Genomic DNA, 21,745 nt, shown 5'->3' on the forward strand with positions numbered 1-21,745 from the left:
TTCATCCCATCTTGTCGAGCGTCAGCACGAGGCAGCCCGCCGACAGCTCGCGCCGTCCCATGCGGAAGGCCCCGGCGGGCAGCTCGATCCGCCGCTCGAAGCGGCCGTGGGGAATCTCCAGCCGGTGGATGATCCCGTCGCAGCCCAACGGCAGGGTCCGCTCGCCGGCAACCACCAGAACGCCGTCCTCGACGGCGACGTGAAGCTGGTCCGCGCCGACGCCGGGAAGGGCGACCACGATGGTCACCGCGTCCTCCGTCTCATAGACATCGATGGGCGGAATCCAGCAGGCGCGGCGCGGACCGGGCGGGGCCGGGCGGAAGAACTGGCGGTGCAGCCGCTCGGCACGGTCCAGCAGCTCGACGGCCTCCGACCACATGAAGGACGCGGGATCACGGCGGGGCGGCATGGCGTCTCCTTGGAGGAAAGGGTGTGATGGACGTCAGATGCCCGCGCCGGTATCCGCTGAAGCGCGGGCGGGGTCGCGCGGTTCGGGGACGTCCTCCTTCGCCCGCTCGTCCTCCTCCCGGAGTTCGCGGCAGGCCCGCTCCCAATGCTCGGCGCGACGGCCTTCGGGGCGCCCCTCCTGCTCCCAGATCTCATAGGCACGGTGGCGGATGCGGTGTTCGTCCATCGCGGCGTTCCCCTCCTTCCCGTCCCGGCCGCAGGCACGGCCGATCCGGCCGCAAGAGCCGGGGCTCCTTCGTCCTTTCACCAACGGCGGGGAGTTGCAGGCGTTCCGCCGACCTTGCGGACATCAGACGGAAGAACGGGCAAATGGCCCCTTTCGATGTCGGGGCTTTAGAGCCGGTCCGGCCCGTCCGTGGGATCGGGGCGGCCCGCCGCCTCGTCGTGGCCGCTGCGGTTGCTGAGGAAGACCAGGGCCATCAGCCCGATGGCGACGGCGCTGGTCAGCACGGCGCCGCCGACCAGGGCGAGCAGGCCCGGCAGACTGAGGCCGAACAGGTCGAAGCCCGTCGCCGCCCAGGCGGCGAACAGCGCCGCCAGAACGATGACGGGACAGGCGATCAGGAAAACGCGGAGCCAGGACATGCACGCTCTCCAGCCGGTGCCGGGACAGCCTCTACATGGCCGCCCGGCACGGCGGAGGAAAGCCCGCCGCCTGTTTCCGTCAACCGGACGGCGTCAGTGGGACAGCAGCAGCGGCACCGGGCAGGTGCGCAGGACATGGCGCGTTCCGCCGCCGCGGTGCAGGAAGGGGAAGCCGTAATGGCCGTGCGCGCCCATCACCAGCAGATCGGCCCCGGAATCGATGCTGCGGGCCAGGAGCGCGTCCATGGCGCCGATGTCGGTCACCGTGAAATGCGTCTGGTCGGCCGTCACGCCGTGAAGCGCCAGATGGTCGAGCAGGCCGATGCGCTGCGGCTCCGTCCCAGCGGGCGGGGCGGCCTGGGTGAGCACGGTGATGACCGTGACCTCGTCGGCAGCCTGGAGGAAGGGCATGGCATCGGACAGGGCGCGGGCGGCCTCGCGCTCGGCGTTCCAGGCGACGGCGACGCGCTTGCCGATCACCGGGAAGGTCCCCGCGAAGGGCAGCACCAGCACCGGCCGGCCCGAATTCAGCACCACCTGCTCGTTCAGCTCCTCCGGCGCCACGCCATCGGCGGCGGCGCTGCGGTCGAACTGGCCGAGCACCGTCAGGTCGGCGAAGCGCGACCAGATGATCACCTCGCGGATGACGTGGTTGTGCTCGCCATGGGTCAGGCCGTGCCACTGGCCTTGCAGGCCCGACGCCTGCAGCTTGTCGCGGAACATCGCCTCGCTGCGGGCGGCGGCCTGCTCCAGATGGTCGCTGGAGCGGCGGGCGATGACGCTGGTGGCGCTGCGGTCGGGCTGGGCGAACAGGCCGCGCAGGAAGGCGCCGCTGGTCTTCGCCAGCGCGATGGCCGCGTCGAGGCGGGTTTCCACCTGCGGGCCGGAATCGAGATGCACGAGGATGTGCTTGTAGGCCATGAAACTCCTCCCGTTGTTCTTGTTCGGGCGGGCGTGCCCGGGGGCGACGCGCCGGCACCGATTGTTCCTCTTGCGGCGCCGCAACGCCAGCAGGAAAAAGCCTTCCGGAAGGATGGAATAGGCGTTTCCTCAGAAGCTCATCCGCAAGCGGGCGGTGAAGGCGTGGTTATGTCCGTCCGCCCCCGACAGTTCGCCGCGGTAGCCGACCGTGGCGCCGACCGCCTGCCAGAGCTGGGCCGACAGGCCGGCGCCGATCACCAGGGAATCGCGACCGTCGCCGCTGGGGCTCACGCTGTTGGCGGCCCCGCCGGGCAGACGGACGGTGACGGTGCGCGCGTCCTCAGCGAACTGGTGCTCCCAGGCGATGCCCAGGCTGGGCTGGAGGATCGCCCGCCCGATCTCCACGACCGTGGAGGCCTCGGCGCCCACGCTGCTCTCCAGCGATTCGGCGCTCTGCCGCTCGACGCCGAGCGACAGCAGGCCGGCGCCGCTCTCCTGATAGCCGTCGATGCGCGTGTGGATGTAGCGCAGGCCCAGCCGCGGCCCCAGCGCCACCGGCCCGAGCTGCGCCGTGTAGCCCCCGGCGACCGACAGGGCGTAGGTGCGCCCGTCCGTCTCCGCCGAGGCGTTGGGGAACGGCGCGAAGCCGGTGATCCGGTCGATGTCGCCGTAGCGGTCGAAGGAGACGCTGCCCGCCATGGCCAGCTGGAAGCCCTGCGCCTCGGTCACCGCGTGCAGGCCGATGATGGTGCTGGTCATGTCCAGCGTGCCCGCCCCCTCGTCCAGCTTGGCGTGGCCGCGCGACCCGCCGACCGACAGCCCGACTCGCGAGGCCGGGCCGACCGGCAGTTCGGCGCCGACGCCGCCTGACTGGGTGTTGAAGCGGAAACCCTGGCGCTCCGCCGTGCCGCCGAGACGGCCCCAGGCGGCGTCGCCGATCAGGAAGGCCCTCAGTTCGCCGGAGCCGAGCGGCGCCTCCACCCGCGTGGCGGCAGGACCGGCGATGGAGCCGAGCAGCGCGCGGTGCCAGCTCCGCGTCGCCTCGAAGGCCAGTTCCGGCTGCATCGCCACCGTCTCCGCCGCGTCGTTCAGGGCGAGCAGGGCGCCCTGCATGTATTGCGCGATCAACAGATGGGCGGCGCGGGTCGGGTGGATCTCGTCCCAGTATACGGTCTGGTCGGCCTGCGCCTCGGTCCCGCAGGCGCCGGTCGGCGCATTGTCCGACACGCAGGGCGTCACGGTGTTGGTGAAGCCGTAGGCCGTCGGATTGGCCGCCACCGCGCGGTACAGCGCGTTGACGTCCGCCACCACCACGGTGACTCCCAGCCGCTTCTCCACGTCGGCCATCGCCTGCGACAGCAGTGTGTTGTGGGAGGCGGTGACGGCGTTCAGCAGGGCGGCGCGGTCGGAATTGCGGGTGTCGGGGATGGTGCCGAGGTCCGGCAGGTTCGGCACCAGGAAGGTCCTTCCGCCGAGCGCCGCCAGACGCTCCACCGTGGTGACGATGTTGCCGACCGTCTGGGTGACGAGGCCCGCGGGGTCCGACCCGGCGGAGACGCGGTTGAAATAGTCGTTGCCGCCCGCCCAGACGGCGAACAGCCCGCCGCCGGTGCCGCTGGGGCGGCTGACCAGGAACTGCCCGACCTGCCCCTGGATGCCGGGAACGCCGGTCTGCGACAGGGTGCCGGTTTCCGCGCCGCCATAGGCGAAGTTGGTCTTCTGGTCGGGCTGGCTGCCGATCAGCGGCGCCAGCCGCTCGACCCAGACGGGGCCGTTGGAGAAGCGCCCGTCGTAGTAGGGCGGGCTCTGCGGAATGCCGCCGCGCGTCAGCTCATAGACACGGCCGGTGTCGGACAGGCTGTCGCCGAAGACGAACACCCGGTCGAACGGCACCGCCCCGGCGGGCGCCGACGCCATCAGCGCGGCTCCCGCCGCCAAACGCATTCCCGCCAAACGAATCGCTTTGCCCGTCACCGCGTCACCTCCCCCGCTGGACAGCCGGAAAACAGGGGTGGTGCGTCAAAGCGGGGGGCGGTACCGCCATTGCGCCGGGAAGAGATGCCGCTTGGGCGGGTTCATCAAACCATGGGAGACCCGAGCAGGGTCTGTCCCATGGAGGAGGCAGGACCTCGCCACTCGGCGGGCGGCGCCCATCGGTATTCCGGTGCCGACGCCGCCCGCCCTTTTCCGCTCAGCGGTTTCCCCAGGGAAGCATGCGGCTCAGCGTCCCGTCCTTCAGGACATACTGGTGGACCAGCGCCGCCACCGCGTGCAGGCCGGCGAGCACGATGATGGCGGTGCCGAGCAGCTCGTGGGCCTCCTCCAGCGTGTGGCCGAAGGCCTTGTCCTCACCAACCAGCGCGGGCAGCGTGAACAGGCCGAAGACGGAGACGGGATGGCCGTTGGCCTGGGTCATCAGCACGCCGGCCAGCGGCACCGCGATCATCAGGGCGTAGAGCGCCAGATGCCCGGCCTTCGCGGCCAGCAGGAGCAGCGGAGCGGTGTCGGCGGGCATCGGCGGCGGCGGGCTGATGGCGCGCCAGACCATGCGCAGCGCCACCAGGGCCAGCACGAGGACGCCGAGCGAGCGGTGGAGGTCCATCAGGGCGGTCCGCTCCGGCCCACGGGGCACCAGCCCGCGCCCCTGGGCGATGGCGAAGGCCACCAGGATCAGCAGGGCGACGCTCCAGTGCAGGAACAGCGTCACCCCGTCGTAGCGGGTCTTGACGGGCGGCCGGGTGGCGGCCTCGGAGTAAGCGTTGGACATCGGAAGTCCCCTCATCGGCAGAAACAGGCAAGTCCTGCCGATCCTGTCCGGGGGCGACTGAACCGAAGCTGAACGGCGGAACCCAAGCCTGAGATGGGGGGTACAGGACGGGTCCGCGCCGTGGTCGCACGGGTGACCCGGCGCGCCAGCCGGGTCACCCCGATCAGAGGAAACGATTGCGATCCCTGACCTTGCCGAAGTGCGTCACACCGCCGCTTCGGATTCCGGCGCCAGTTCGGACGCGGGCAGCAGGCGGCGGACGGTCAGGCAGACGATGTCGCCGGTCTGTCCGCCCGGACCGACATGGGCCTCCACCGCGCGCAGCAGCAGTTCGGAGCGGTCGCGCGCCGACAGGCCGCGGCCCTGGTGCAGGACGGCGGCGAGACGCTCCTCCCCGAAGGGCTCGCGCTGGGCGTTCACCGCCCGCAGCACGCCCTCGGTGCACAGGAACAGCGTGTCCTCCTGCTCCAGCCGGGTCACCGCCTCGCCGTAGGGGATGCCCTTGCGCACGCCCAGCGCCGGGCCGCCGGCGTCGGCCAGGGTCAGGACGCTGCCGTCCGCCTGGATGCGGCAGGGGGCGCGGTTCCCGGCGCTGGAATGGCTGAGCGTTCCGGTCTCCCGGTCGTAGAGGGCGACGAAGGCGGTGGCGAACCCGTCGAAGGGGCTCTGCCCGCACAGCCGGTCGTTGGCCGCCGCCAGGATGGCCGCGGGGGTCATGCCGGGCCGGGCCGCCGCCTCGCGGATCGCGCCGCGCACCAGAAGCATCAGGAAGGCCGCCGGCACGCCCCAGCCGGACACGCCGGCCACCACCAGCAGGCAATGGCGCTCGTCCAGCTCGATCACGTCGTAGAAGTCGCCGCTGACCGCCGGGCCGGGGACCAACAGGCCGAAAAACTGGCTGTCGCGCCCGGCGGGAAGCTGCTGCGGCAGCAGGTTCGCCTGCACGTCGCGGGCGGCGCGCTGCTCCTCCTCGATCAGGTGTTCGGCGGCGGCCAGCTTCTCCGTGCGGGTCTCCAGCTCAGCCGTGCGCATCAGAAGCTGGGCGTCCAGCGTCTCCTCGCGGTAGGACGCCTCCAGCGCCATGCTGCGGAAGACGCGGGCGAGGCGGCCCATCTCGTCGTTGCGCTCCATCGCCTCGTTCAGGGTGAAGGGGTTGAAGCGCCCGGCCTCCACCGCGGCGACGGCCTCGCCCAGCCGCTCGATCGGGGCCATCTGGCTGCGCGCGAAGCGGACGGCGCCGTAGACGCCCGCCGCCAGGACGAGCAGCCCGACCAGCACGCCGATCTTGACATGGCGGCCGACGACCGAGGACAGGTCCTCCGCCGGCAGGCGGACCACCGCGATCCCCGCCCCCTGCCCGGCCGCCCCCTGCCCGGCCGCCCCCTGCCCGGCCATCGCCGGCACCGGGGCGAAGGCGGTCAGGCGGTCGCCCTCGCGCAGCAGGCCGGTCTCGCCGGCCGCCGCCGCGGCCTTCGCCGCCTCCACCGCCCGCTCCGACAGCGGCCCGGCGCTGGGGCCGGTGGCGTGCACGGCGAGGCGCCCGTCGCGTTCCAGCAGCCACGCGCCCTCCACCGTGCCGCCGGCCAGCAGGGAGGCCATCACGCCGTCCACCCCGGCCTTGCGGGCGATGTCGCCCAGCCGGCGCACGTCGGCCCCGACCTGGACGATGCGCGGCTTGTCCACACCGGCCACGCCGGCGAATTTCATCAGCTTGCCGCCTTCGGTGGCCGCGTCGGTCACCACCTTCTCCGGCGCGCGGTTCAGCAGGCCGTAATAGGGCGCCTGGCGCGGCTGCGCCCGACCATCTGGGCCGAAGGTGATGTCGGGGCCGGGAATGTTGTGCAGATAGGCGCGGCCCCGGTTGTCGGTGACCCAGATCTCATCCGGCCCGCCGCCGTCCGCGACGGCCTTCAGCCGGTCGGTCACCGCCTTGATCGGCGCCTTGCCGGCCTCCATCACCGCGACGAGGTGGGCGGCGAGCGTCGCCTCCGACAGCAGCCGGTCGCCGAGCAGCGCCTCCACGTCGCGCGGAACCTCGCGCGCCAGGGTGGCGGTGCGGGCCAGCAGGGTCGCCGCCATGCGGCCGTCCGCTTCGACCCGCGACTCGATCGCCGAATGGGTCGTCCAGGCCAGCAGGACCGTGACCACGGCCACCGCCAGCGTCACCAGCCCGGAGATCAGGAGGACCAAACGCCCTTGAAAGGTCATGGAGGGGACCCGCCTTCTGTAGCCAACCGACCGCTGCGGGCGCTCCGCTTTCCCCGGACAAGCCTGGGATTTGGGAAAATTGCCCGACCGCGCCCGTCGGTTCTACCCAGCCGGGCACCCCGAGTCCAGGAGAGGCGGACACCAGCCCCCTGTAACCTTCAATACCAGTAACCGCCGATCCGGTAGCGCGGGCGCCGCAGCGCCGCCGGCATGGCGAGGTGCGGCCGGGCATGAAGGGGGTAGGCTTCGAGCCCCGGCAGGACCGGCGGCGGGGTGCGCAGCGCCATCAGGCGGCGCACGCGCTCCTCGGTGTCCGGGTGGGTGCGCAGCAGGGACGGGATGCTCTGCGCCCGGCGACGGCCGGGAAAGCGCAGCCCCTCCCACGGGCTGTGCTGAAGCCGCTCGATCCGGGCGAGCGCGGAGGCCACGCCCTCCGGATCGCCGGTCAGATGGGCGGCGTCCAGGTCGGCGTCGAATTCCCGCGTGCGCGACAGGGCAAGCTGCAGGAGCACGCCGATCCAGGGTGCGGCGATAAGCAGCAGCACCAGCAGCCAGGGAACCGCCTCCTGCCGCATCATCAGCAGGGGCAGGTTGAGAATCAGCAGGGCCATGCCGAAGACCGACATCAGCCGGGTCAAATTGGTCACCGTGTCGGCCAGCCCCATCACGGACAGGTCGTTGTTGCGCACATGGCTGACCTCGTGGGCCAGCACGCCGGCCAGTTCACGCAGGCTGAGCGCGCGCAGAAGCCCGTCGGTGACCGCGATGGCCGACCGGCGGCGGCTGCCCACGGCGAAGGCGTTCAACGCCGGGCTGGCGACGTACCACAGTTCCGGCACCGCGGGCAGCTCCGCCCGGCGGGCGATGGCGGCCAGCGCGTCGAACAGGACCGGGGCCTCCGCGTGGGTCAGGCGGCGGGCGCCGAACATGCCCAGGACCATGCGCGGCGACAGGCGCGGGCTGAACAGCAGGCTGATGGCGCCGCCAAGCAGCGCCCACAGCACCCCCTCCACCCCCGCCAGGATCATCCCGCACAGCGCCAGCAGAAGCACCATCCCGCCGAGCAGGAGGAGGGATTGCAGCACGTTGGAAAACTTGTGGCGCCGCCGCAGATCGGCGGCCGTCTGATCCGTGGGCATGAAGGATCGGTGCGTGTGCGGCATGACGGGGGCTCCCTCCCTAACCATCTCCCTTTGAAACCGTTCAACCGGAACCAACTCCGGCCCGCCTCATATTGGCGCTCCCCTCCGCCTCGTCATCCCGGCCGCAAGCACAGGCGACGTGCGCCGGATGGAAGGGCGGCCCTCTTGATTTGCGGGGGATCGTCGAACACATACACGTCGAACGTGCTCACCCTTCAGCCGCTGACCCCCGCTTTCCAATGACGGTCACCGCCATGAGCAATCCTTACGAGATTCTGGGCGTATCCCCCACCGCTTCGGACGACGAGATCCGCAAGGCCTACCGGAAGCTGGCCAAAAAGCACCATCCCGACCTCAACCCCGGCAAGGCGGACGCCGAGCAGCGCTTCAAGGACATCAGCGCCGCCCACAGCCTGCTGTCCGATCCCGACAAGCGCGCCCGCTTCGACCGCGGGGAGATCGACGCCTCGGGCCAGGAACGGCCGCAGCGTCAGTATTACCGCGACTTCGCGGAAGGCCCTGCGGGCGCCCGCTACGCCCACGCCGAGGGCTTCGCGTCGGACGATCTGGAACACATCTTCTCCGACCTGTTCGGCGGGCGCGGCTTCGCCCGCGGCGGCGCCATGCCGATGAAGGGCGGCAACCTCAGCATGGCGCTGACGGTCGATTTCCTGGCGGCGGCCAAGGGCGGCAAGCGCCGCGTCACCATGCCGGACGGACGCACGCTGGACATCGACCTTCCCGCCGGGCTGGAGGACGGCGGCACCATCCGCCTCAAGGGCCAGGGCCTGCCCGGCAGCAGCGGCGGTCCGCCCGGCGACGCGCTGGTGACCGTCAAGGTCACTCCCCATCCCTGGTTCCGGCGCGACGGCGACGACGTCCAGCTCGCCCTGCCGGTGACCCTGGCCGAGGCGGTGCTGGGCGGCAAGGTGCGCGTCCCGACCATCGACGGACCGGTGATGCTGACCGTCCCAAAGGGGGCGAACAACGGCACGCGGCTGCGGTTGAAGGGCAAGGGCCTTCCCGGAGCGAACGGCGCGCGCGGCGACCAGTATGTGACCCTGCGCATCGCCCTGCCCGACGCACCCGACCCGGCGCTGGAGGCGTTCGTCCGGGATTGGAAGACCGACCACAACCCGAGACGGGACATGGAGGCCGCGTGAGATGGGCCACGACGACATGGATCGGGACGGAGCGGGATGGCGGACCGAGGAGGTGCTGGCCACCTGCCGGCGCGTCTCCCCCACCCAGCTGACGGTGTGGGTGGAGCGGCACTGGCTGAGGCCGCGGCACGAGGGGACAAGTTTCGTCTTCAGCGCGGCCGACATGGCCCGGTTGGAGCTGATCTGCGATCTGCGGGAGGATCTGGCGCTCGACGACGAGGCGATGCCGGTCGTGCTGTCGCTGCTGGACACCGTCTACGGGCTGCGGCGGCGCCTGCGCGTGTTGGCCGAAGCCATTGGCGATCTGCCGCCGGAGGCCCGCTATCTTCTGCAGGACGAGCTGCGGAAGCGGGAGGAGAAGGAGGAGTAGGTCAGCTCCGGACGCCGAAGGCCCGTCCGCTCAGCGCGATGTCCTGGTTGAAGCCTTCCGCGACCCGGTCGTTGCCGCCGGACTGCATGCACAGCGTCACATTGATGGCGCTGAGAATGGCGTGGTCGATCTGCTCCGGCTTGGCGTTGTGGCGTTTGATGGCTTGAAGCGCGCGGGTCACGGATTGGGCCATGGAGCGGGTTCCGTTCGTTCTGGCAGGCTGCCCGGGTTGATCGGCGGGTTGATCGATGGCGTCATCATGCCGCCCTCTCGCTCGTCCCGCTGTGCGCCGGGCCACACCCGCCGCACGGACCGCCTTTCGCAATGGCGAGAGTCCTAAGGCGCAAATTCTTAATCAGGTGTAAACGTCCGGCCGAGCCCAAAAGACATAACCCTTTATGCCTTTCCTGGAATGCCCATCAATCCAAGAGCATAGCCTCACCCTTTGGATTGGTATTACCGCTCATTAATGTCAAATGCGACATTTTGCCCGCCGGTGCGGATGGCCGGACAGGGATGCAACAGCCATCAGAGATCCCCGTCCTCCGCCAGGAGTCGGCGATGGATCGCGGTGGCGGCGATCGCGGCCTGCCCCATGGCGACCGAGATCTGGTTCAAGCCCTCCACGATGTCCCCCGCGGCGTAAAGCCCTTCGATCCCCGTCTGCTGATGCCCGTCGGTGACCAGCCGTCCGTCCGGGCCGATGCGCACGCCCAACCCCTTCACCGGCTCGACGCGCGGGTGACAGCCCAGGGCGGAATACAGCGTGTCGAAGGTCAGTCGCTCGCCGGACGCCGTGGTCAGGGCGGCGATCCTCCCGGCCTCGGTGTGAATTTCCACCACCGGGTCCTCGACGGCGCGGAGACCGGCTTCGGCCATGCGGCGCTCCTCCCGCTCCTCCAAATTCATCGGCTCGCCCAGCGTCAGGACGGTGATGTCGCGGGAATAGGTGCGCAGGAACAGCGCCTCTCCCAAGGCTCCGGTGCCGTGGCCGATCACGCCGATGCGGTGGCCGGTCACCTCGAAGCCGTCGCAGATCGGGCAATGGCGGACCAGCCCCCGCTGCACCGCCTGATAAAGGTTGGGCAATTGCGGCTCGCGGTCGATCACGCCGGTCGCGGCCAGCACGGTGCGGGCACGAAAGACCCGCCCGTCCTCCGTCCGCACGCGGTAGCCATCGCCGCCCCGCTCCACCGACGTCACCGTTCCCGGAACGATCCGGGCGCCGTAGCGCTCCGCCTGGGCGCGCATGCGGGCCAGCAGTTCGTCGCCGGTCACCCCGTCCGGAAAGCCCGCATGGTTGTGGGACAGCGGAATCCAGGAAGCCCGGCTGGCCCCGGAATCGACCACCAGGAAGCGGCGGCGGTAGCGCGCCAGATAGATCGCCGCGGTCAGCCCGGCAGGGCCACCGCCGACGATCAGGGTGTCCAAAGGCAGTTCTTCCGTTGCGGCGGTCATCGCGCGGGCATTCCGGTGATGATTGACGACGTTGGGGAACAGGCGGCGCGCCACCCGGTTCCGTGCCCGCATGCTGCGGCGCCGAAGCGTCCATTCGCCGCGCCCGCTCAGCTTGACTGGGTTGAATTGCCGCGCGCACTGTACCGCCATACCGTGTCCTGCCGGGAGCCGCAGCCGTGCCCCAGCCGCCGTCCAGCCGATTCGATACGCCTTTCGCCATCGCCACTCCGTGCGAACGGGACATCCTCGATATGGAACCGATGCTGCGCAACTTCGGCGGCCCCGGCCCCACCGTTACGATGCTCTACGCCCTGTTCCTGGAAAACGCCGATGAGCTGTCGCGTGCTCTGAAGGAGCGATTGGCGCTCGGCGACCTGGATGGCGTCCGGCTGGCCGCCCATTCGGCGGCGGGGGCCGCCCGCACCGCGGGGGCCGGACGGCTCGCCGACCTCTTCGGCTCGGTGGAAGAGGCGGCCCTGCGCGGCGACGCGGCGATGGCGCGGCGGGATTCGGCGGCCCTCGACCGCGCCATCGCCGACGTGAAAATTTTGATCGCACGCATTTGAGTTTCTTTCGCGCTGATATATCATCCCGGTGTAACCCATCAGGGTGACCCACAGGACGAAGCGCGAGGGTGGCCGTGTCGTTCAATTCGTGCGCGGTGCTGGTCGTCGAGGACGAGGTGGTGACCCGCAGCGTCTCGGTGCGGCTGCTGAAACAGCTTGGCGTCGGCACGGTGATCGAGGCCGCCGATGGGGCGGAGGCTCTGGCCCGCTGCAACCGGGTCGATTTCGACGCGATCTTCTGCGACGTGGATATGGCGCCGATGGGCGGTCTGGCCTTTCTGGAGGCCCTGGACAAGCGGGCACCGGTGATCATGCTGACCAAGCACGATGGGTCCGACGTCGTCCTTTCGGCCCTGCGCTCCGGGGCCACCGGCTATCTGGTGAAGCCGCTGACCCCGCTCGGCCTGCGCGAAAAGCTGGAAAAAGCGCTGGCCGCGAAAGGGTAGAACCTTGACCCCGACATTATACTTTTTGTAACCACGGCGGAATTATTCTGTACACGGTGCATTGCTGCACCCTTGTGCGGATTGCCGGGAGATTCCGCATGCCCATGAATGTTCTGGAAGTGGCGATCTACGCCATGGTGCTCACCGCGTCGCAGCCGCGCCCCTATGAGTGCGTCGCGGTGCAGCCGGAGGGGGTCAACTGCACGAACGGCCTCGCCGTGGCGTCCGAGACGCCGAATGGCGTCATGGCCTTCAACACTGGCGTGCAGGTCATCAAGGACAACCAGGGCCGCGTGCGGCTGAGCAATGGGATCACCACCCATTTCGATTCCTCGGCCTGGGTGGCCTTCAAGAATCCCACCGGACAGACCCTGGTCAGCGTACGCAAGACCGGGCCGTTCCGCTTCAAGTTCTCCAACAGCTTCCAGTGCGAGATGATCGGTCAGAACCAGGACATGGCCCGCTGCTACAAGCCCTGAGGCCCGGTCACCCCACCCCGTCATCCTACCCCGTCATCCCACCGAGTCACGGCCGTGCGGCGAGTCGAGATCCAGCGCCGGCCCCTTCGGCACGACGCCGGTCGGGTTGATCATGGTGTGGCTGGCGTAATAGTGCCGCTTGATGTGGTGGAAATCGACCGTCTCCGCCACGCCGGGCACCTGATAGAGGTCACGCAGATAGCCGGACAGGTTCGGATAGTCGGCGATGCGGCGCAGGTTGCACTTGAAGTGGCCGACATAGACGGCGTCGAACCGCACCAGCGTGGTGAACAGGCGCCAATCGGCCTCGGTCTGCCGGTTCCCCAGCAGATAGCGCCGCCCGGCCAGCCGCTCGTCCAGTTCGTCGAGCGCCGCGAAGAGGGCGTCGAACGCCTGCTCGTACTTCTCCTGGCTGGTCGCGAAGCCGGCCTTGTAGACGCCGTTATTGACGCGGTCGTAAACGAAGGCGTTGAGCCGGTCGATCTCCTCCGCCAGTTCCGCCGGGTAATAATCCAGCGAGGCGTCGCCGAAGGCATCGAACTCCCGGTTCAGCATGCGGACGATCTCAGCGGATTCGTTGCTGACGATGGTCCCGGTCGTCTTGTCCCACAGCACGGGAACGGTGACGCGCCCCGAGTAGGTGGGATCGGCCTTGGTGTATACCTCGTGCAGGCGGGTGGAGCCGGTGATCGGATCGGGCTCGGGGAAGGTCCAGCCCTCTTCCCGCATCAGCGGATCGACCACGGTGACGCCGATGGCGTCCTCAAGCCCCTTCAGCTTGCGCAAAATCAGTGTGCGGTGCGCCCAGGGGCAGGCCAGCGACACGAACAGGTGATAGCGCCCGGCCTCCGGCTGGAACGGGGTCGAGCCGTCCGCCCGCACCCAATTGCGGAACTGGGTTTCCGGACGGACGAAAGCGCCGCCGCTGTTCTTGGTGTCGTACCACTGGTCGTGCCAGCGGCCGTCGATCAACAGGCCCATGCCCTGAACTCCCCTTTGTGCGGCATCCCTCCCCCGCCCGGACGGCGGGAGAGGGTGCTCCGCCTCAACCGTGCAGCTTCTTGGTGATCTCCGCGACATGCCGCCCCTGATAGCGGGCGCCGTCCAGCTCGACCGCGCTCGGCTGGCGGGAGCCGTCGCCGCCGGCGATGGTGCTGGCGCCGTAGGGGCTGTTGCCCATCACCTCGTCCACGCCCATCTGGCCCTGGAAGCTGTAAGGCAGACCGACGATCACCATACCGAGGTGCAGGAGCACGGTGTGCGTGGTGAGGATCGTGCTTTCCTGCCCGCCATGCTGGGTGGCGGAGGAGGAGAAGGCGGCACCCACCTTGCCGACCAGCGCGCCCTTCGCCCACAGGCCGCCCGTCTGGTCGAGGAAATTCTTCATCTGGCCCGGCATGTTGCCGTAGCGCGTCGGCACGCCCAGGATGATGGCGTCGTAGTTGGCAAGCTCGTTCGGGTCGGCGATGGGAATGTTCGGCTCTTCCTTGAAGTGCGCCTTCTGCCGCACCTCTTCGGGGACCAACTCCGGCACGCGCTTCACCGTCACCTCGGTTCCCGGAACCGAACGCGCGCCCTCGGCCATTGCCTGCGCCATGGTGGAGATGTGGCCGTAGCTGCTGTAGTAGAGAACCAGAACCTTCGCCATGTCTCGTCTCCCCTCTGTTGTTGCGGCCGCGCTGGAGGCTGCGGCGTCCCAAAGAGATAGCGCGTTGCCGCGCTCCAGCAAATCCAGGGCGCTGGAACTTCATTGTTCCCCGGTGTACAACAATGACATGGATCGCCTCGACGACATGATGGCCTTTATCAAGGTCGTGGACACCAAGAGCTTCACCACCGCGGCGGAGCGCCTGAACCTGTCCAAGTCCGTGGTTTCCCGCCGCATCGCGGAGTTGGAGAACCGGTTGGGAGCGCGGCTGCTGAACCGCACCACGCGCAAGCTCAGCCTGACCGAGGTCGGGCAGGCCTATTACGAGCGCTGCACCCGCATCATCGCCGACCTGGAGGAGGCGGAACAGGCCGTCGCAGACCTGCACGCCGCGCCGCGCGGGCGGTTGAAGGTCAACGCGCCGGTGTCCTTCGGGCTGCTGCATCTGGCGAAGGCGGTGGCCGAGTTCCTGGAACGCTACCCGTCCATCGAGATCGAGATGGACCTGAACGACCGCTACGTCGACCTGATCGACGAGGGCTACGATCTGGCGGTGCGCATCGGGCGGCTGCGCGACAGCTCGCTGATCGCCAAGCGCCTGGCCCCCAACCGGCAGGTGGTCTGCGCCAGCCCGGCCTATCTGGAGAAGCACGGGACACCTCAGACGCCGGATGAGCTGACCAACCACAACTGCCTGATCTACACCAACATCCCGACCGCCGAGCAGTGGCAGTTCCGCGTCAACGACGCCATGCGGTCGGTCCGTGTGTCGGGGTCGCTGCGCACCAACAACGGCGACCTGCTGCGCGAGTCCGCCATCGCCGGGGTCGGCATCATCGTGCTGCCCACCTTCCTGTGCGGGGAGGCTTTGTCAAAAGGGCAGCTCCAATGCCTGCTGCTGGACTATTACATGGCGGAATCGAACGTCTTCGCGGTCTACCCGCAGAACCGGCACCTGTCGCCGAAGGTCCGCGTCTTCGTCGATTTCCTGGCCGAACGCTTCGGCCCACGGCCCTATTGGGACTGTGCCCTGCTCAGCCTGCAGCCCTTCCGGACGGAGGCGTGACGGACGCCCCCGTCCCGGACAGCCTTTCCGTCAGCCCGCCGGCTTCTCCATTATAAAGAGCAGACCCGGCACGCCCACGCCCTTCTCCCGGCGGGGGGAGCAGGGCTCCATCAGCAGCACCGTCAGGCCCGCCGCCGCCGCCGTCTCTCGGAGATAGGCTTCGGTGTGGGCATAACGGCGCGACGGGCCGAGCGCGTAGCCGGTGCCCGCCGCCTCGCCCTCCAGACGCTCCACCGTCGCGGCGAAGCGGCCCGCCGGGCGCAGGGCTTTGGCGGCGCCCTCGAACAGGGCGGTCAAGTTGCCGAGATAGACCAGCACGTCGGCGGCGACCAGCAGGTCCCACGCCTCGGGCGCCGCCGCCACCGTCGCGACCACGTCGCCAACCGACAACTCATCATAGAGGGCGCGGACGCGGGCCTTCTCGATCATGCGCGGGGCGAGATCGACCCCGGCGAGATGCGCGGCCAAGGGGCGGAAGGCCACGCCCGCCAGCCCGGTGCCGCAGCCGAGGTCCAGCACCCGCAACCCAGGAGCCCCAAGTTCGGATGCCGGCGCCAGCCGGTCCACCGCCTCGCGCAGCAGGGCCGGCGCGGCGTAGCCCAGCTTGCCCACCAGATCCTGGTCGAAGCGGTCGGCGTAGCGGTCGAACAGGGCGCGCACATAGGCCGCCGACAGGTCCTCCCCCGCGCCGCTTTCCAGCGCGATGATCAGCGCCGCGCAGCCGAGTCGCCCGTGCGGGTCGAGCCCTTGAGCCCGGCGCAGCGCCGTCAGGGCCTTCGCCGGCTCCTGCAAGGCGATCCAGGCCCGCCCGATGGCAACATGCAGCTCCGCGTCCTCCGGGTCCCGGCGGGACAAGGGCTGCAGCAGTTCGACCGCGCCCAGCGCGTCGCCGGCTTCGACCAGCAGGACGGCCAGTTCCAGAGCCGCCTCGCGGTCGCCGGGGCGCAGGGCCACGGCCTCGCGGTACTCCTCCAGCGCCGCGTCCCGCCGGCCCGCCGCCGCCAGGGCGCGGGCGAGAACGAGCCGGGCCGTCGCGGAGTCCGGCCGTTCCGCCGTCAACACCTGCCCGGTGGTCACCGCCTCCTCGAACCGGCCAGCGGTGCGCAGAGACTCGGCCAAAGCGACCCGCCAGGGCCACACGCCGGGGTCGAGCGCCACCGCCCGCCCGCAGGCGGCCAGCGCCCCGGCGGCCTCCCCGGCATCCCGCGTGCTGTCGGCCAGGGCGCCCCAGGCTTCGCCCGATGCCGGGTCGGCGGCGCAGGCGAGCCGGAAGGCACGCGCGGCCCCCGCCGCGTCGGCGGCGTAGAGTCGGTCATAGCCAGTCTGAAACAAAATGCCCGGAACGTCTCCGGGTTGGACGAGGGGGCCTGCCCCCTCCCGGTCGGCTTGAGCCGTCGAATCGCGATCCACGATCACTTCGCTATGGGAGATGCGCTGTCGCCGCCCCTGCTCCGGGAGACTCCGGAAGGCGAGGGAGGACACGAACTCCTGCACCAGCTTGTGTGCGCGCGCAAGAGGCATCCGAAGGAGGTCGTTCGGCAGCGAATCGAGCTTCAGATCGTCGCATTAGGCCGATTGGACGGATTTGTACGCCTTTCGCACAATCCACCCCTTTCGGTTTTTCAAAGCGCTTCGGAATCAGTGCCTTGATGGCTAAGACCGAGGTCCTGAGCGGGTTTCTCCCGCCGCCTTGTGACATCGTTCGATCGAAAGGCGTGGTATTACCGGGCAGCAAATAGATTGACGCTGTATAAAATTTTTGGAAGTGTGGCTTCGGCGCCCGATGGTGGGCGCTGAACTTTCGGGTAGGAGGCGGTCACCGTAAGCGACTCGGTGACCGGTAAAGGCGGCCCCGCGCGGGGGGCCAAAACGAAGCCGGATGACCCCGGCAACGAAGAGGGGACCGAGGACATGCAGGATCGAACTCAGCGCGTGCGACGCACGTATGGCGGCTGGATCGCTCTTGCGCTGGGCTTAGCCGCCGCTCCGGTTCTCCTCGCCAAGCCCGCCGCCGCCCAGGACAGCAGCTGCGTCTCCCACGCCGTGGAGGCCGAGCGCAAGTTCAACATTCCCTCCGGTCTTCTCGTCGCCATCGCCCTGGTGGAAAGCGGCCAGGACGGCGCTCCGACCCCCTTCGCGATGAGCGTGGAGGGCCGTCCGGTCTACGCCCGCAACGCCAACGACGCCGCCCGGCACCTCCGCGACAAGCGCGGCCAGCTTCGCCAGAACGTCTATGTCGGCTGCATGCAGATCTCGCTGGGCACCCATCGCGGCGAGTTCCAGCCGGTGGAGCGGATCGTCGACCCCCGCGAGAACGTCAACTACGCCGGCCGCCTGCTCCTTCGTCTTCACGGCGAGCAGGGAAGCTGGAAGACCGCCGTCGCCCGCTACAACGGCGGCTCCACCCGTCAGGCCCAGAACTACGTCTGCAAGATCTGGCAGCACCTGAACGAGCTGGACCCGAAGAGTGCCAAGCTGCTGGAATCCGCCCGCTGCGGCGACTCCGAGCCGGCCAGCATCGCGCCGAGCACCCGCCGCACCTTCCGCAACGCCCAGCAGGTCGCCTCTCTCGATTGACCGGGTCGGCTGACCGGAGCGACTGATCGGGGGCGCGTGCAGGGGATGGCGCGGAACGCCCCGATGGGCTAAATCCCTGCACCATGAACTACCGTCACATTTTCCACGCCGGCAACCCCGCCGATGTGATGAAGCACGCTGTTCTGGCGCTGATCATCGATCATTTGCGCGCCAAGCCGGCGCCCTTCTGCGTGCTCGACGCCCACGCCGGCATCGGGCGCTACGACCTGGACTCCGAACCGGCGCGCAAGACGCTGGAGTTCCAGGACGGAATCGGACGGCTGTTCGGCCGGCCGGCGCCACACCCGGCGCTGCAGCCCTATCTCGACGCGGTGGCCGCGCTGAACCCGGACGGGCGTCTGCGCTGGTACCCCGGATCGCCGCGGCTGGCCCGTGCGCTGCTGCGCGAGCAGGACCGGTTGCTCCTCAACGAGCTCCATCCCGACGACTGGCAGACCCTGAAGGCGGAGTTCGCCGGGGACCGTCAGGTCTCGACCTTCAGGACGGACGCCTATCAGGCGCTGAAGTCCCATCTGCCGCCGCGGGAGAAGCGCGGCCTCGTCCTGATCGACCCGCCCTTCGAGAAGCCGGACGAGTTCGCCCGCATGGCCGAGGGGCTGAAGGCGGCGCACAAGCGCTGGTCCACCGGCGTCTACGCCTTGTGGTACCCGATCAAGGAACGTGCCGCCGTCTGGCGCTTCCAGGAGGCGGTGGAAAACACCGGCATCCGTAAGATCCTGACCGTCGAGCTGACCTGGCACCCGGAGGACACGCATCTGCGGTTGAACGGCTCCGGGCTGCTGATCGTCAATCCTCCCTGGACGCTGGACGACACGCTGCGCTCCATGCTGCCGGCGCTGCACGCCGCCCTGCCCTCCACCGGCGGCGGCTGCACGGTCGACTGGCTGGTTCCCGAGGGGTAAAACCGCAAATTTCAACGGAGAAGCGGCAACCGGTCACAGAGGTTGCCGTTGCAACGGCCCCGCCACTCGCCCTAGGCTGAACGGGATTACTCCGTTCCGGCAAGGCCACGATGTCCCGTTCCAACGATTTCGCCAGCAACTTCGCCAAGGCCCACGCCGATGCCGGGCTGGAGCGCGTGTCGGTCGCCCACATCCTCCAGACCATCCAGAAGGACCCCGCCTTCCTGTTCAGCGAGGAGTTGCGCCGCGGCGGCGGCCAGTGCCCCATGCACGCCGCCCCCAACACCGACGACGCGGACAAGGTGACGGTCAACACGCTGCTGGCCTACCTGTTCGAGCGGCTGCGCGACCATGTGGCCTCCAAGCTGCCGCTGGACGAGCGCGGGCAGGTGATGCTGCCGATACCGCCGCGCTCCCCGCACGGCATCGACCCGGCCGACCGCGCGGCGGTGGCGGCGGCCCCGCTCGACGTGATGGCCTCGGTCCTGCGCGACGCCACCTGCCATCTGCTGGACGGCCTCATCACCGGCTGGGCCGCGGACCTGCTGTCGGAGGAGGAGCATTACCGCGCCCAGGGCACGGGGGAGATCTCCGCCGCCGCCGCCGCCACCTTCATCCTGCGCACGACGCTGGAGGACTCGCCCCTCTACCAGCGGGCCGGTTACGACATGCTGTCGATCACCAAGACCGGCAGCCACACCGCCATCCACATCTGCTGGGCCATGGTGGAGGCCGCCCCCCTGTTGGTGCCGAAGCAGGAGGCGGCGGCCTACGACGACCTCGTCCGGCGCAGCCTGAAGCAGGTGGTGCCGCTGTCGATGGCCAGCCTGGGCATGCTGGTCCATTACATGGAGGCGTCGGGGATCGAACCCCATGACGGCCTCGCCATCCATCTGCTGCCCAAGGACCAGACGGCCTTCGTCCTCGACGAGGCCGGGCTGATCTGTCTGAACCCGGAGCCGATCACCCGCTTCGCCAAGCCCGAGGAGCGGCATTACACCGGCTGCCCGGCCTTCTACACGCCCGGCTTCATCAAACTGTATCTCGACATCGTGGCCAGCATCGCCATGGACTACGGCGTCTACGACCGGCTTCGCGACCGCTGACCGTCCTCATTCACGAGATTGACGCCCATCATGGCCCGCTCCAACGACTTCGCCCTGACCTATCTCGCCGCGCATGAGGAGGCCGGGATGACCCGGCTCAACCTTGCGCCGATCCTGCACCGCATCACCGAGGACCCGAACTACCTCTTCACCGAGGAGCTTCAGCGCCTCGCCGGCCATTGCCCGGCCCATGCGGACACCCGCAAGGAGGATTACGAGAAGGTCGCCATCAACGCGCTGCTGGCCTTCCTCTACAACGACCTGCGCGACCACATCACCAACCGCATGCCGTTGGACGCCGAGGGCCATCTGCTGCTGTGCAACCCGCCGGACTCGCCGCACGGGCTGGATGTGGCCGACGCCGCCGGGCTGGAGGCCGCCCCGGCGGAGACGCTGATCGGGTTCCTGCGCGACAGCGTGTGCCACCTGCTGGACGCCATCATCAAGGATTGGGCGATCAAGGTGACGCTGGAGGAGGAGCGCTGCCGGGCGGAGGGCACCATTACCCCGCTCGCCGGGGCCAGCTTCGTCCTCGCCAACACGCTGGAGGCGTCGGTGCTGCACGCCCCGTCCGGCTACGACATGCTGTCGATCACCAAGACGGGCAGCCACACGGCGCTCCACGTCTGTTGGAACCTGTGCGAGTCGGCGCCGATGCTGAAGCCCGGCCTGACCCCGGCCGAATACGACGACCTGTCGCGCCGCAGCCTGAAGCAGGTGCTGCCGCTCGCCATGGGCAGCCTGGGCATGCTGTGCCAGTTCATGGGGGCCGGCCACATCGAGGCCGACGACCATCAGGCCATCCACCCCCTGCCCCGCCACCAGACCGCCTTCGTCTATGACGCGGAGGCTCCGGGCGGCATGATCGTCCTCAACGCCGACCTGATCGAGCCGACCGCCCAGCCGGGCGAGCGCCATTACACCGGCTGCCCGGCCTTCTACGCCAACGGCCTGATCAATCTCTACATGGAGATCGTGCTGTCGCTGGCCGCGCGGTACGATATCTACGGGCGGGTCCTGCGGGCCGGATGACCAAACCGCCGCACAGCCCAGCGGCGCGGCGGCCTTGACGCCACGCGAAGTGTGCCTATGTTGGCGGCCTTGTCGATTTGGAGACTGCTGCGTGGCCACCACCAGGAAGATGTTGCGCCGTTACACGACCACCGCGCTGGCCGACGGGATCAAGCGGGCGCGCGGGCGCATGATCTCCCCGCTGCAACGGGCGCTCGGGCATGTCGAAAGCGTGTTCATCGACCACGCCTGCTTCCGGCTGGTCTATTCCAACACCCACCGCATCTCCCCCAACATGTACCGGGCGAGCCAGCCCTCGCCCTCGCACATCCGCGAGGCGGCGCGGCACGGCGTGAAGACCATCCTGAACCTGCGCGGCAGCCGCGACTGCGCCTCCTACATCCTGGAGGCCGAGGCCTGCCGGGCGGCCGGGCTGACGCTGGTGGACTTTCCCGTCAACTCCCGCGACATGCCGAAGAAGGAGACGCTGCTGAAGGCCCGCGACCTGTTCGCGACCATGCAGTATCCGGCGCTTCTGCACTGCAAGTCGGGGGCGGACCGCGCCGGCTTCATGTCGGCGCTCTACCTCTTCATCCACGAGGGCGCGCCGCTGGAGCGGGCGACCAAGCAACTCCATTGGAAGTACGGCCACTTCAAGCAGGCGAAGACCGGCATCCTCGACTATTTCTTCGAGCTTTACGCCGCCTACAACGAGAAGCGCCCGATCGCCTTCTGGGACTGGGTGGAGCGCGTCTACGACCCGGTGGAGGCCAAGGCCAGCTTCCGCTCCCGCGAGTGGGCCGACACGGTGGTCGACCGGGTTCTCGGACGGGAGTGATCC

The 21,745-nt window shown here is 69.3% G+C and carries 24 protein-coding genes; 11 read left to right on the forward strand and 13 right to left on the reverse strand.

Annotated features, from left to right (window positions below; translation table 11 throughout):
* Position 1: 1 nt before the first annotated feature.
* The 8 genes from JJL56_RS04065 to JJL56_RS04100 form a co-directional block, all read right to left on the reverse strand.
* Positions 2 to 409 carry an Hsp20/alpha crystallin family protein gene (locus JJL56_RS04065; RefSeq protein WP_200484245.1) on the reverse strand — a complete coding sequence of 136 codons (408 nt, stop codon included), beginning with the start codon at positions 407 to 409 and terminating at the stop codon, positions 2 to 4.
* Positions 410 to 442: 33 nt separating this feature from the next.
* The gene (locus tag JJL56_RS04070) at positions 443 to 634 is read right to left on the reverse strand and encodes a DUF2934 domain-containing protein (protein ID WP_145623472.1); all 192 of its coding nucleotides are present in this window, start codon (positions 632 to 634) and stop codon (positions 443 to 445) included.
* Positions 635 to 801: 167 nt separating this feature from the next.
* On the reverse strand, positions 802 to 1,053 hold the full coding sequence (locus JJL56_RS04075) for a hypothetical protein (RefSeq protein WP_014198724.1): 252 nt from the start codon (positions 1,051 to 1,053) through the stop codon (positions 802 to 804).
* 93 nt (positions 1,054 to 1,146) lie between these two features.
* Positions 1,147 to 1,974 carry a universal stress protein gene (locus tag JJL56_RS04080; protein WP_145623471.1) on the reverse strand — a complete coding sequence of 276 codons (828 nt, stop codon included), beginning with the start codon at positions 1,972 to 1,974 and terminating at the stop codon, positions 1,147 to 1,149.
* Positions 1,975 to 2,103: 129 nt separating this feature from the next.
* Positions 2,104 to 3,891: an autotransporter domain-containing protein gene (locus tag JJL56_RS04085; protein ID WP_200484246.1), complete on the reverse strand. Its 1,788-nt coding sequence runs from the start codon at positions 3,889 to 3,891 to the stop codon at positions 2,104 to 2,106.
* Positions 3,892 to 4,165: 274 nt separating this feature from the next.
* Positions 4,166 to 4,741: a cytochrome b gene (locus tag JJL56_RS04090; protein WP_145623469.1), complete on the reverse strand. Its 576-nt coding sequence runs from the start codon at positions 4,739 to 4,741 to the stop codon at positions 4,166 to 4,168.
* Between the two features lie 204 nt (positions 4,742 to 4,945).
* Positions 4,946 to 6,949, reverse strand: a complete 2,004-nt coding sequence (locus tag JJL56_RS04095) for a PP2C family protein-serine/threonine phosphatase (RefSeq protein ID WP_200484247.1) — start codon at positions 6,947 to 6,949, stop codon at positions 4,946 to 4,948.
* Between the two features lie 158 nt (positions 6,950 to 7,107).
* The gene (locus tag JJL56_RS04100) at positions 7,108 to 8,112 is read right to left on the reverse strand and encodes a zinc metalloprotease HtpX (RefSeq protein ID WP_145623467.1); all 1,005 of its coding nucleotides are present in this window, start codon (positions 8,110 to 8,112) and stop codon (positions 7,108 to 7,110) included.
* 233 nt (positions 8,113 to 8,345) lie between these two features.
* Between JJL56_RS04100 and JJL56_RS04105 the strand changes: the two genes are divergently transcribed.
* Both JJL56_RS04105 and JJL56_RS04110 read left to right on the forward strand, forming a co-directional pair.
* Positions 8,346 to 9,254 carry a DnaJ C-terminal domain-containing protein gene (locus JJL56_RS04105; RefSeq protein ID WP_200484248.1) on the forward strand — a complete coding sequence of 303 codons (909 nt, stop codon included), beginning with the start codon at positions 8,346 to 8,348 and terminating at the stop codon, positions 9,252 to 9,254.
* 1 nt (position 9,255) lies between these two features.
* Positions 9,256 to 9,624 (forward strand): chaperone modulator CbpM, encoded by a 369-nt coding sequence (locus tag JJL56_RS04110; RefSeq protein ID WP_200484249.1) that lies wholly within the window; start codon positions 9,256 to 9,258, stop codon positions 9,622 to 9,624.
* A 1-nt stretch (position 9,625) separates the two neighbouring features.
* Here the strand turns inward: JJL56_RS04110 and JJL56_RS04115 are convergent, their stop codons facing one another.
* Together JJL56_RS04115 and JJL56_RS04120 are read right to left on the reverse strand one after the other, a co-directional pair.
* Positions 9,626 to 9,817 (reverse strand): hypothetical protein, encoded by a 192-nt coding sequence (locus JJL56_RS04115; RefSeq protein WP_014198714.1) that lies wholly within the window; start codon positions 9,815 to 9,817, stop codon positions 9,626 to 9,628.
* 335 nt (positions 9,818 to 10,152) lie between these two features.
* Positions 10,153 to 11,232 carry an NAD(P)/FAD-dependent oxidoreductase gene (locus tag JJL56_RS04120; protein WP_247890918.1) on the reverse strand — a complete coding sequence of 360 codons (1,080 nt, stop codon included), beginning with the start codon at positions 11,230 to 11,232 and terminating at the stop codon, positions 10,153 to 10,155.
* 26 nt (positions 11,233 to 11,258) lie between these two features.
* Here JJL56_RS04120 and JJL56_RS04125 point away from each other — a divergent pair, with 26 nt between their 5' ends.
* The 3 genes from JJL56_RS04125 to JJL56_RS04135 all read left to right on the forward strand — a co-directional run bounded on the left by JJL56_RS04125 (position 11,259) and on the right by JJL56_RS04135 (position 12,573).
* Positions 11,259 to 11,648, forward strand: coding sequence for an Hpt domain-containing protein (locus JJL56_RS04125; RefSeq protein ID WP_200484250.1), 390 nt, complete (start codon positions 11,259 to 11,261; stop codon positions 11,646 to 11,648).
* Between the two features lie 74 nt (positions 11,649 to 11,722).
* Positions 11,723 to 12,094, forward strand: coding sequence for a response regulator (locus tag JJL56_RS04130; protein ID WP_247889278.1), 372 nt, complete (start codon positions 11,723 to 11,725; stop codon positions 12,092 to 12,094).
* Between the two features lie 98 nt (positions 12,095 to 12,192).
* Positions 12,193 to 12,573, forward strand: coding sequence for a hypothetical protein (locus JJL56_RS04135; RefSeq protein WP_200484251.1), 381 nt, complete (start codon positions 12,193 to 12,195; stop codon positions 12,571 to 12,573).
* A gap of 33 nt (positions 12,574 to 12,606) precedes the next feature.
* Here the strand turns inward: JJL56_RS04135 and JJL56_RS04140 are convergent, their stop codons facing one another.
* Together JJL56_RS04140 and wrbA are read right to left on the reverse strand one after the other, a co-directional pair.
* A complete protein-coding gene (locus tag JJL56_RS04140; RefSeq protein WP_200484252.1) occupies positions 12,607 to 13,554 on the reverse strand; it encodes a glutathione S-transferase family protein in 948 nt (315 codons plus the stop codon).
* Between the two features lie 64 nt (positions 13,555 to 13,618).
* Positions 13,619 to 14,221 (reverse strand): NAD(P)H:quinone oxidoreductase, encoded by a 603-nt coding sequence (gene wrbA / locus JJL56_RS04145; protein WP_094302591.1) that lies wholly within the window; start codon positions 14,219 to 14,221, stop codon positions 13,619 to 13,621.
* A gap of 127 nt (positions 14,222 to 14,348) precedes the next feature.
* On the opposite strand from wrbA, the gene JJL56_RS04150 reads away from it, so the two are divergent.
* Positions 14,349 to 15,287 (forward strand): LysR family transcriptional regulator, encoded by a 939-nt coding sequence (locus JJL56_RS04150; protein WP_200484253.1) that lies wholly within the window; start codon positions 14,349 to 14,351, stop codon positions 15,285 to 15,287.
* A gap of 30 nt (positions 15,288 to 15,317) precedes the next feature.
* On the opposite strand, the gene JJL56_RS04155 is transcribed toward JJL56_RS04150, so the two are convergent.
* Entirely contained in the window at positions 15,318 to 16,619 is a 1,302-nt protein-coding gene (locus JJL56_RS04155; RefSeq protein ID WP_211111743.1) for a tetratricopeptide repeat protein, read from the reverse strand.
* Between the two features lie 579 nt (positions 16,620 to 17,198).
* On the opposite strand from JJL56_RS04155, the gene JJL56_RS04160 reads away from it, so the two are divergent.
* The 5 genes from JJL56_RS04160 (at position 17,199) to JJL56_RS04180 (ending at position 21,742) form a co-directional block, all read left to right on the forward strand.
* The gene (locus tag JJL56_RS04160; protein ID WP_145623457.1) at positions 17,199 to 17,864 is read left to right on the forward strand and encodes a transglycosylase SLT domain-containing protein; all 666 of its coding nucleotides are present in this window, start codon (positions 17,199 to 17,201) and stop codon (positions 17,862 to 17,864) included.
* An 83-nt stretch (positions 17,865 to 17,947) separates the two neighbouring features.
* Positions 17,948 to 18,787: a 23S rRNA (adenine(2030)-N(6))-methyltransferase RlmJ gene (locus JJL56_RS04165; protein WP_200484255.1), complete on the forward strand. Its 840-nt coding sequence runs from the start codon at positions 17,948 to 17,950 to the stop codon at positions 18,785 to 18,787.
* A 110-nt stretch (positions 18,788 to 18,897) separates the two neighbouring features.
* Complete coding sequence (locus tag JJL56_RS04170) at positions 18,898 to 19,893, forward strand: hypothetical protein (RefSeq protein ID WP_145623455.1); 996 nt, start codon at positions 18,898 to 18,900, stop codon at positions 19,891 to 19,893.
* 30 nt (positions 19,894 to 19,923) lie between these two features.
* Positions 19,924 to 20,925 carry a hypothetical protein gene (locus JJL56_RS04175; protein ID WP_145623454.1) on the forward strand — a complete coding sequence of 334 codons (1,002 nt, stop codon included), beginning with the start codon at positions 19,924 to 19,926 and terminating at the stop codon, positions 20,923 to 20,925.
* A gap of 91 nt (positions 20,926 to 21,016) precedes the next feature.
* Entirely contained in the window at positions 21,017 to 21,742 is a 726-nt protein-coding gene (locus JJL56_RS04180) for a protein tyrosine phosphatase family protein (protein WP_247889276.1), read from the forward strand.
* Positions 21,743 to 21,745: the final 3 nt, after the last annotated feature.

It is taken from the genome of Azospirillum aestuarii (assembly GCF_016632405.1).
In the GTDB taxonomy this organism is placed as follows: Bacteria; Pseudomonadota; Alphaproteobacteria; order Azospirillales; family Azospirillaceae; genus Azospirillum; species Azospirillum aestuarii.